At 49.1% G+C, this 9716-nt stretch carries 2 protein-coding genes; both read right to left on the minus strand.

The window, feature by feature from the left end:
* A partial coding sequence (locus V7728_RS20170) for an amino acid adenylation domain-containing protein (protein WP_335371375.1) occupies nucleotides 1-5655 on the minus strand: 5655 nt, incomplete at its 3' end.
* Nucleotides 5656-5680: 25 nt separating this feature from the next.
* Nucleotides 5681-9716 (minus strand): amino acid adenylation domain-containing protein (locus tag V7728_RS20175; RefSeq protein WP_335371376.1); only part of this gene is annotated, 4036 nt, incomplete at its 5' end.

Consider the following 9716-nt stretch of genomic DNA (forward strand, 5'->3'; position numbering starts at 1 on the left):
CTCTTCTGTCCAGCGTGCGATATCGCCCGTCTGATACATGCGCTCTCCCGGATAAAACGGATCATCGAGAAAACGCTCCTCCGTCAGCTCAGGCCGGTTCAGATAGCCCCGGGCCACCCCTGTCCCCGCGATGTACAGCTCTCCGATACAGCCCGGCGGCAGAAGCCGTATCTTTTGATTTAAAATATACAGCCGCATGTTATGCCCGGAAATGCCGATCGGAACATTGTGAAATTCTTTTCCTTGCGGCAAATCAAAGTACGCCGCTTCTACTGTCGCTTCCGTCGGACCGTAGGAATTTGTCAATTCCGTTCCCGGCAGAAGGTCATAAAAACGGGAAACCAGGTGCGGGCCCAATTGTTCGCCGCCGGCAAAAACCCTTTTTAAGCAGGTTTTTTTGATCGGCTGTTTTCTGGAATTTATATATTCCAAGAAAGCATGAAGCATGGATGGCACAAAATGAGCCGCCGTTATGCGGTTATTCTCCAATGCGTTCAGTATCATTTCAGGGTCTTTCTCGCCGCCTTGCGGAAGGAGGAAAACAGAAGCTCCCGCGATCGGCCACCAAAACAGCTCCCAAATCGAAGCGTCGAAAGAGTATGATGTTTTATGCAAAATGATGTCAGAATCACTTAATCCATAACGCGTTTGCAGTGAGTATAAAAAGTTTACGGCTGACCGATGTTCAACCTGCACGCCTTTTGGGCGTCCCGTAGAACCGGATGTATAGATGATATAAGCCAATGAATCAGGTTTTACCGGAACGTTAGGGTTGGCCGCAGCTTCAGGGTTTCCTGTTTGTCCGCTTTTCAGAGAGATCGTTTCTCCCTCAAAAAGATCTGGTGCGGAAAGTTCTGGTTCTGCCAGTAAGAATTTCACGCCGCTGTCTTTCAGTAAAAAGCGAATCCGCTCTTCCGGGTAATCCGGATCAATCGGCAGATATGCACCGCCTGCTTTTAAGACAGCGTAAATGCCGATCAGCATGTCAGGAGAACGCCGGCCCATAATGGCGGTTTTATCCTCCAGCCTTATCCCGCGCTTGATCAGCTGATGCGCAAGCTCGTTTGCCCTTTCGTTCAGTTCCTGATACGTAATCGAAATGTCATCAGTTAAAATTGCCGGACGGTCCGGCGTTTTTTCAGCCTGATGTTCCAGCAGATCATGAAGAGACTGATGAAGCGGAAACGCTGTTTTCTGCAAGGGGCTGAAATCTTGAAGCAAAGACACTTCTTCTTTTTCTGTCAAAACAGAAATATCGTCTAATTCCAAGCCCGGATCAGCCGCGGCGTTTTCGACAAGTGTCGTAAAAAATCCCGCCCATTTTTGAATCGTTTTTCTCTTAAACAAATCGGTGCTGTATTCAAACTGGCAGTATAATTCACCGGCGTTTTCAGAGATGTACAGTGATAAGTCAAATTTAGAAATCGGCAGGCTGACGTCTGCCGGCTGCAGTTCAAGTCCAGCTGCCCTAAGCTTCTGCTGTTCCATATTTTGCAGCGCAAATGTTGTGTCAAACAGCGGATTTCGGGACATGTCCCGCGGCACACCGAGCTTATCGACGAGCTCTTCTAACGGGTAATCCTGATGTTCGTAAGCCTCAAGCGCTGTTTGGCGAATTTCCTTTAAATATTCTTTGAATGTCATGCTTCCGTCGGGACGCGTCCTGAAAGTAAGCGTATTGACAAACATGCCCAGAACGGCGTCAAGGTCGGCATGAGGCCTTCCTGCAATCGGAGACCCGACAATCATATCTTCCTGTCCGCTTAAACGGGCTAACAGAACCGTGTACACACCGAGCAGCGTCATATACAGTGTGCATTTGTTTTCTTTCGCCAGCTTTTTCAACTGTGCTGTATGTTTTTCATTGATGACAAATGACACCCGGTCACCGGAAAAGCTCCGCACCGGGGGACGCGGCTTATCAGCCGGCAATTCAAGCACGGGAATCTCACCGGCAAGCCGATTCAGCCAGTACTCCTCTTGTTTCCGATATGCGGCGCCCGCCATAAATGATTGCTGCCAGACAGCATAATCTTTGTATTGAATCCGTAACGGCGGCAGACTTCTCTCAGCATACAGCTCACTGAATTCACGTATCAAAAGATTGACGGATACGCCGTCTGAAATAATATGATGCATGTCAGCTAAAAGCAGATGCCGGTCTTTTTCTATTTGGACAAATCCTGCCCGGAAAAGGGGCGCTTTGCCGAGATCGAACGGCCGGATAAACGCTTCGGCTGATTGTTCTTTTGTAAATGCAAACGGCACGTCGTCATGAATCCTCTGCACAGGCAGGCCGTTTTGTTCTTCAAAGGACGTTCTGAGCGGTTCATGCCGCCGGATCAGTTCCTTGAACACGGCTTCCATCCTATCTCGGTCAAACGGGCCCTTCACCTCTAAAACGGCTGGAATGTTATAACTGACACCGCCATTTTCAAGCTGGTGAAGGACGTACATCCGTTTTTGGGCGGATGAGACAGGATATGTTTCTTTCATTTCTGTCTTTTCTATGGATGCGAACGGGTTCTCTTCTGCTTCACTGATGATTTTGGCGAGTTCTTCTACAGTCGGATGGCTGAAGACATCACTCAGCGGGATTTGCACACTGCACTCTTTAGCTATTTTTGCAACGAGTGCCGTCGCCTTTAATGAATGGCCGCCAAGCTCGAAAAAGTGATCGTGAACGCCGATCGGTCCGGTTTGAAGCACTTCTTCCCATATGCGGGTAAGCTTCAGCTCGGTCACATTCCGGGGAGCTGTATATTGACGGCCCGCTGCGTATGCCGAAGCTTCCGGAAGGGCCCGCTGATCGACTTTTCCGTTCGCAGTGAGCGGAATTGAGTCAACAAAAGCCCATTTGACCGGAATCATATAATCAGGCAGCTCTTTAGCCAAATCACTTCGCAGCTGAGAAGGATCAGTCGCTTGTGAGACGCTGCAGTAGGCGCATAATTCATTTTCGCCGGACTCATTCGTTTGAATCAGAACAGCAGCTTCTTTCACTGCATGATGATTTGCCAGGACGGTTTCAATTTCCTTCGGTTCAATCCGGTACCCTCTGATCTTCACTTGATCATCTGTCCGGCCGATGTATTCAATTTGGCCGTCCGCACGCAGTCTTGCCAAATCTCCGGTCCGGTACATGACGGCGTCCGTTCTGAACGGATCCGGCAAAAATTTCTCTTCGGTCAGCGCCGGATTGTTCACATAGCCTCTTCCTGTATTCGCCCCAGAAATATACAATTCTCCCGCAATTCCGAGAGGCTGAAGCTGCCTATTTTTGCTGAAAATATACATCTTGTTATGATGGATCGGTTTCCCGATCGGCGGATGTTCAGGTATGTCATCTCCCGCAGAAATCGTATACGTTGAAACCACATGAGTTTCTGACGGGCCGTAATGATTATGCAGGTGCATACCGTGTAAACGGAGCGTCTGCCTGAACAAACGCGAAACGGTCAGCTGCTCCCCGGCCGTAATGACATGCTTCACACAGCGGGGAAAAGACTGTGCATAACCTTCTTCATTGAAAAGCATTTTGACAAACGCAGTCGGGAAAAACACAACTTCCGTGTTGTGCTGATCAATAAACGAAAACAGCTGAGAAACGTCTCGTTTGATTGATTCGGGCACGATACAAAGGGTGCCGCCGCTCAAGAGTACTGAAAATAACTCCTGATAGCAGACGTCAAACGCCACAGATGCGTACTGCAGCACATTTGTGCAAAAATCAATGTCTGTGTTCGTCAATTGGTGAGAAAGCAGGTTGGCCATATTTTTATGTTCGAGCAGCACACCCTTCGGTTTCCCTGTCGTTCCCGATGTATAAATCATATAAAGGAGGTCGTCTGCCGTATTAATGGATTGCACATTGCTTCCGTCCGCTTCCGTCCCGGCCTCTTCTATATATGTAACCTGCAGCGTTTGTTCCGCGGGGACTGATTGATGCCGCTCTGTTACAACATGGACGCAGCCGCTGTTTTCAATGACATATCGAATACGCTCCTTTGGACTGCCCGGATCTATCGGGACAAAGGCGCCGCCCGCTTTTAAAATACCGAGAACAGCCGCCGCTAAAGAAGGGGAACGGCCGAGCATGACGCCTACCGGTTCCTCCCGCTTTAATCCGCGCTTTTGCAGCAGGCGGGCCAGCTTATTAGCCGATTCGTTCAGCTCTTTGTACGTCACTGACTCGCCTTCATACCGAATCGCGATTTGATCCGGCGTTTTTGCGGCCTGCCGTTCAAACATCGCATGAACCGTGTCATATTCAGGCTTTTCGGTCTCTTCAGAAATCGGTGCGAGCAGCTGCGCTTTTTCCTCTGGGGTTATGATTTCAAGCTTGTCCGGCGTGATGTCCGGTTTGTCGAGAACTTGGGAGACGATATGTGCCAAATGGCCTTTGATATTTTCAATAAATTGGCGGTCATACATGCTTGAATCGTATCTCATTTTCAAATGAATTTCGTCACCCGGCGCCACCATAAGATAAAAACTGTAATTGGTTTCGTCTTCCATGCTGAAATCATGGATGTGAAAAAGGTCTTTCGTGTCCCCCTTGCTGTTCAGCACATCAAGCTCCTGTTCAACCGGATAATTCTCAAAGACGAGAATGTGGTCAATTAAGCCTTGTTTTACCTGTGAATTCGCCTGTATGTCATAAAGCGGATGATAGCTGTATGCCTGTCCTTTCAAAGCGTTCTTTTGCACGTTTTTGATCAGCTTTTGAAACGGGATGTTTGCCCCGCTGATCCGGACAGGCACGGTATTAATAAACAGGCCGATCATTCGCTCGATGCCTTCGATTTCAGACGGCCTTCCGGAAATGACAGAACCAAAAACCGCATCTTCTGTCTGGTTATACGCCTGAAGCAAAATGCCCCAGAGCGTGTGGAAAATGGTGCTCAGCGTGACCTCTTCTTTTACGGCCAGCTCTTTCAGCTTAGCCGTGTCCTCTTTTGAAAAGGAAAACGTCACTTCCTCTTGTCTGCTTTCGCCGGCTTTTTTCTGCTTCGGCAGAACAGTCTGCTGCTCAAAGCCTTCAAGGTACCGCTCCCAGTACGAAGCGGCTTTTTCTTTATCTTGCTCCATCAGCCACTTGATGTAGGTCCCGTACGGCACAGCGGGCTCAAGCGTTAACGGTGTCCGGCGGAGCCGCGAGGCGTATATCTGGAAGAACTCTTTCAGCACGATTCCGAGACACCAGCCATCCATAATGATGTGATGGAAACTCCATATGCACGTATATTCACATTCACCGGTTTGAAGCAGCGTCACCCGCATCAGCATGTCTTTTTGCAGATGAAATCCTTTCTTACGGTCTCTTCGTTTGGCTTCTTCAATATGCTTGATTTGATCAGCCTTGTTTAAATTGGTGAGATTTTCCTCAATGATGCTGACGTTCCGCTCTTTTAATACGACCTGCTGCGGCACTGACACGTTCTGGCTGATAAAGATCGTTCTGAAAATATCATGTCTTTCGAAAAGGGCATGAACGCTCTCTTCAAACACGCGGGTGTCAACCTTCCCCGTTATTGAAAAGGAGGCCTGCTCGGCGTAAGCCTGTGATTCCTTTTGCAGGAGGGAATGAAAAAGCATTCCTTCCTGCATATAAGACAGCGGATAAATATCCTGAATTGCATTCTTTTTTGTCATGTTATAATCTCCCCGTCGCCTTTTTCTACAGTTCCTCGACAAAACTCGCTATGCTGTCCAAATCATCAGATGTTAACGTTTTGCTGCTAAAATCACTAACGGTTTTTTCTGCTTCCTCTTTGCCTGTGCAGTGCGCCATAATATCACGCAAATATTGCTGTAAAGTTTGCAGCAGCTGTTCCATCGTTTCTTTGCGGAAGCGGCTCGGCGGATAGCTCAAACTGAAGTGAAGTTTGTTTTGTGCGGCCATCGCGCTCATTTCCACCGCTTGTTCCCGCTGCCATGTCGGCGTGATGTCGTGCCCGCTTGCAAGACCGGACAGACTGAACGTGTGCTGATCTTCTGTATCATTGAATTGCCCTAAATAGTTAAAGCTGATTTCAGGCGCTTGTCTGAAGCGGATTGTTTTTTGTTCAGGCGGTGTCATGTATTTTAAAATGCCGTAGCCTATTCCTTTATCCGGTATTCTTCCGAGTGTGTCTTTGACCGTTTTTACCGCCGTTCCAAGCTCAGCGCCTGCTGTGTTCAAGTCAATGAGCACCGGATACATGGAGGTAAACCAGCCTACGGTGCGGCTGATGTCGAGCTCCGGCATGATGTGCTCTCTCCCGTGCCCTTCCATCGCGATGCGCAGTCTGCCGCCCCCTGTCCAGTCCCGTAAAGCCAAAGCTGCGGCAGTCAGAAGAATATCTTGCGTATCGGTATGGTAGGCCCGGTTGACCTGCTGAAGCAAAACGGACGTTTCTTCTTCTGTAAGCGTAAAGCTTACCGTTTGCCGAATGCTGTCGGCTCCCGTCTGATGCTGCGGTTTTTCATAAGGAAGTTCGGCAGCTGTTTCTTCTTCAATAAAACGCCAATATTCTTCTTCACGCATCAGCTTGCTGCTTTTTGCGTATTCTGAAAGCCTTTCAGCGTATTGCTTAAACGAATCGGTCTTTGGCGGAAGCTGGACCGGCTGACCTTTTACGGCTTGAGTGTAAGCGGCAGATAAATCCTCCAGCAAAATACGCCATGACACTCCGTCAACCGCCAGGTGATGTACGGTGATGAATAAATAATCCCCGGACCGGGTTTTGAACCAGCCGGCTTTTAATAACGGGCCTTTTTCAATATCCATCCGCTGTTGGAGCGCAGCGACTTCACTTTCTATTTCTTTTTCCCAAGTATCTGTCTCAGACAGATCCCAAATGTCCAAGCTGTACAGTTCATCTTTTTGAATACCGTGATTGATTTGTCTGAAACTTTCGTTTTCTGTACTGACGGTGATCCGGAGTGCATCATGATGAATGACAAGATGCTGCAAGGCTTCTTTGAGCGGCTGTTTATGCAATGCGTCAGAGCTGAACATCATGACGGACTGATTGAAATGATTTCTGTTTTCCATCCGCTGTGATAAAAACCACTGCTGAACGGGTGTCCAAGGAATGTTTCCTTCCACCGGCCGCTGATCGATGACTCTTTCCGCTTTCCGGATAAGTGGCGCGAGCTCCTTAATGGACGGATGCCGGAATAAGTCACTCGCCGTCATTTTCCACCCATAGCGTCCGAGCCGTGCGGAAACTTGCAGCGCTTTGATTGAGTCGCCGCCCAATTCAAAAAATGAGTCCTCAATCCCGACTTGTTTTGCGCCGAGCACTTCCTGCCAGATCACGGAAAGCTGTTCTTCGAGCTCATTGCGGGGAGCTGTGTACGCGGTTTGAAGCGCGAGCTCCGGTTCGGGCAGATTTTTCCGATCCAATTTACCGTTCGGCGTAAGCGGCAGCTTCTCAAGTTCCATCATATAGGCCGGAACCATGTAATTCGGCAGTTGCTGAGAAAGTGAAGAACGCACTTTTTCTGTATCCATGTCCGCCTGCAGACTCATATATGCGATCAGTTCTTTATTGCCGGACTGCCCGGTTCTGACTGACACGGCGGCTTCTTTCACGCCGTCCAGGCTCCTCAGTGCGGCTTCAATCTCTCCCAGCTCCACCCGATAACCGCGGATTTTCACTTGATCATCCATCCGCCCGGCATATTCGATCGTTCCGTCCGGCAGCCAGCGGGCTAAATCTCCGGTGCGGTACATCCGTTCTCCGGGAACAAAAGGATTAGGGACAAATTTTTCTTCCGTCAGTTCAGGGCGGCCGAAATATCCTCTTGCCACACCGTCTCCGCCCGTGCATAATTCGCCGATGACGCCGATCGGCTGCGGTGTTCCCCTGCTGTTTATGATATATGCGGTTGAATTTCCGACAGGGCGGCCGATCGGGATTGAATGATCGTATGATTGTTCAATCAAAAAGCAAGTCGAGAACGTCGTGTTTTCAGTCGGTCCGTATCCATTCCATACTGAGAGTTGCGGCAGCGCACTCCGAACCCGGTTTACATGGCTTGGGGACAGTGCTTCCCCGCCGATAATCAATCGGGATAATCCGGAAAACACGTGTTCATTTTGTTCTGATAAATGGTTGAACAGAGACGATGTCAGCCACAGTGTCGTAATGCCGTTTTGCTGTATAAATGTTTCCAGAACATCCGAGTCGAGATAGGTTTCCTGGTCACTTACATATAAAGAAGCGCCGTTTAAAAGCGGACCGAATATTTCAAATGTCGTAACGTCAAATCCTAATGATGAAGTAAACAATAGTCTGTCTTCCGGCGTAAAATCAATATAATTGCTGTTTTTCACAAGGCGGATCACGCTTCGCTGTTCAATCATGACGCCTTTTGGCGCACCTGTTGATCCGGACGTATAAATCATGTAGGCCAACGATTCAGGTCCGCCGAGCGGTTCGGGATTTTCTGAACTCAAGCCGGCCTTTGTTTGAATATCCTCTATGAATAAACGTTTTCCTGAAAGCGGCAGACCGTCAAGTTTATCAGATTGGAGAAGAATATCAGCTTTACAGTCTTTAAGCATCCATTCAGCCCGTTCCCGCGGCACATCGTCACCAATAGGCAAGTAGGCGCCTCCCGCTTTTAATATTCCGAGGATTCCGGAGGCAAGCTCTGTTGTGCGGCCGGTTAATAAGGCGACAACGCTTTCCGGACCGACGCCATTTGATCGGAGAGCCGCCGCTATTCTGTTAGCCCGTTCGTTCAGCTCACGGTATGTCAAGATTTGTCCATCATATACAACTGCCCGGGCATCGGGGGTTTCTTTTGCCTGCCGCTCAAATAAACGGCTGATGGTTTCGTGTCTTGGGTAATCGCTTTTCGTCTGATTAAACTGATAAATGACGCGATTTGTTTCAGCATTATCCAGTACGTGAATGTCACCAAGCGGTATCGCTTGGTTTTCAATTACTTTTGTAAGAATACGTGTAAAATAACAAAGCCATTTTTCAATTGTCTGTTTTTGATAGATATCTGTATTGAATTCAAAATCAAAGCTGATGGAACCGTCAGACCCTTCTGACGCGTAAAGCGTGGCATCAAACTTTGCGGTTTTATGACTTGTATCCGCAGCTTGAGCCAAATGCAGCTTATTTAACACCAGGGATTCACGCTCCATATTTTGGAGCACAAACATAACGTCAAACAGCGGATTGCGGCTCGTGTCCCGCTGCACACCGAGCCGTTCCACCAGCTCTTCAAACGGATAGTCCTGATGCTCGTACGCTTCAAGCGCGGCCTGGCGGACTTCCGCCAAGTAATCGGTAAACCGTTTGTCTCCTTTCGGCTCCGTTCTGATGGCGAGCGTGTTGACGAACATGCCGAGAATCGGTTCAAGGTCTTCATGCGGACGCCCGGCAATCGGCGAGCCGACGATGATGTCTTCCTGCCCGCTCAATCGCGCGAGTAACGTATTGTACGCGGCGAGAAGCACCATATACAAAGTGGAGCCGTGATCCCGGGCAATGCGGTGAAGGCCGGATGCCGTTTCAGCGTCAAGCGTGCACGATACGCTGCCGCCCGCAAAGCTTCTGACAGCCGGACGGGGCTTGTCAGCCGGAAGTTCAAGCACCGGAAGCTCTCCTTCTAGCCGCTTCAGCCAGTAGGCTTCCTGCTTCTGGTACCCTTCTTTCTCCTGAAACGACCGCTGCCAGACGGCATAGTCTTTATATTGAAGGCGCATC

Origin of the sequence: Bacillus sp. JHAA, assembly GCF_036961585.1 — a bacterium.
Classification (GTDB): domain Bacteria; phylum Bacillota; class Bacilli; order Bacillales; family Bacillaceae; genus Bacillus; species Bacillus velezensis.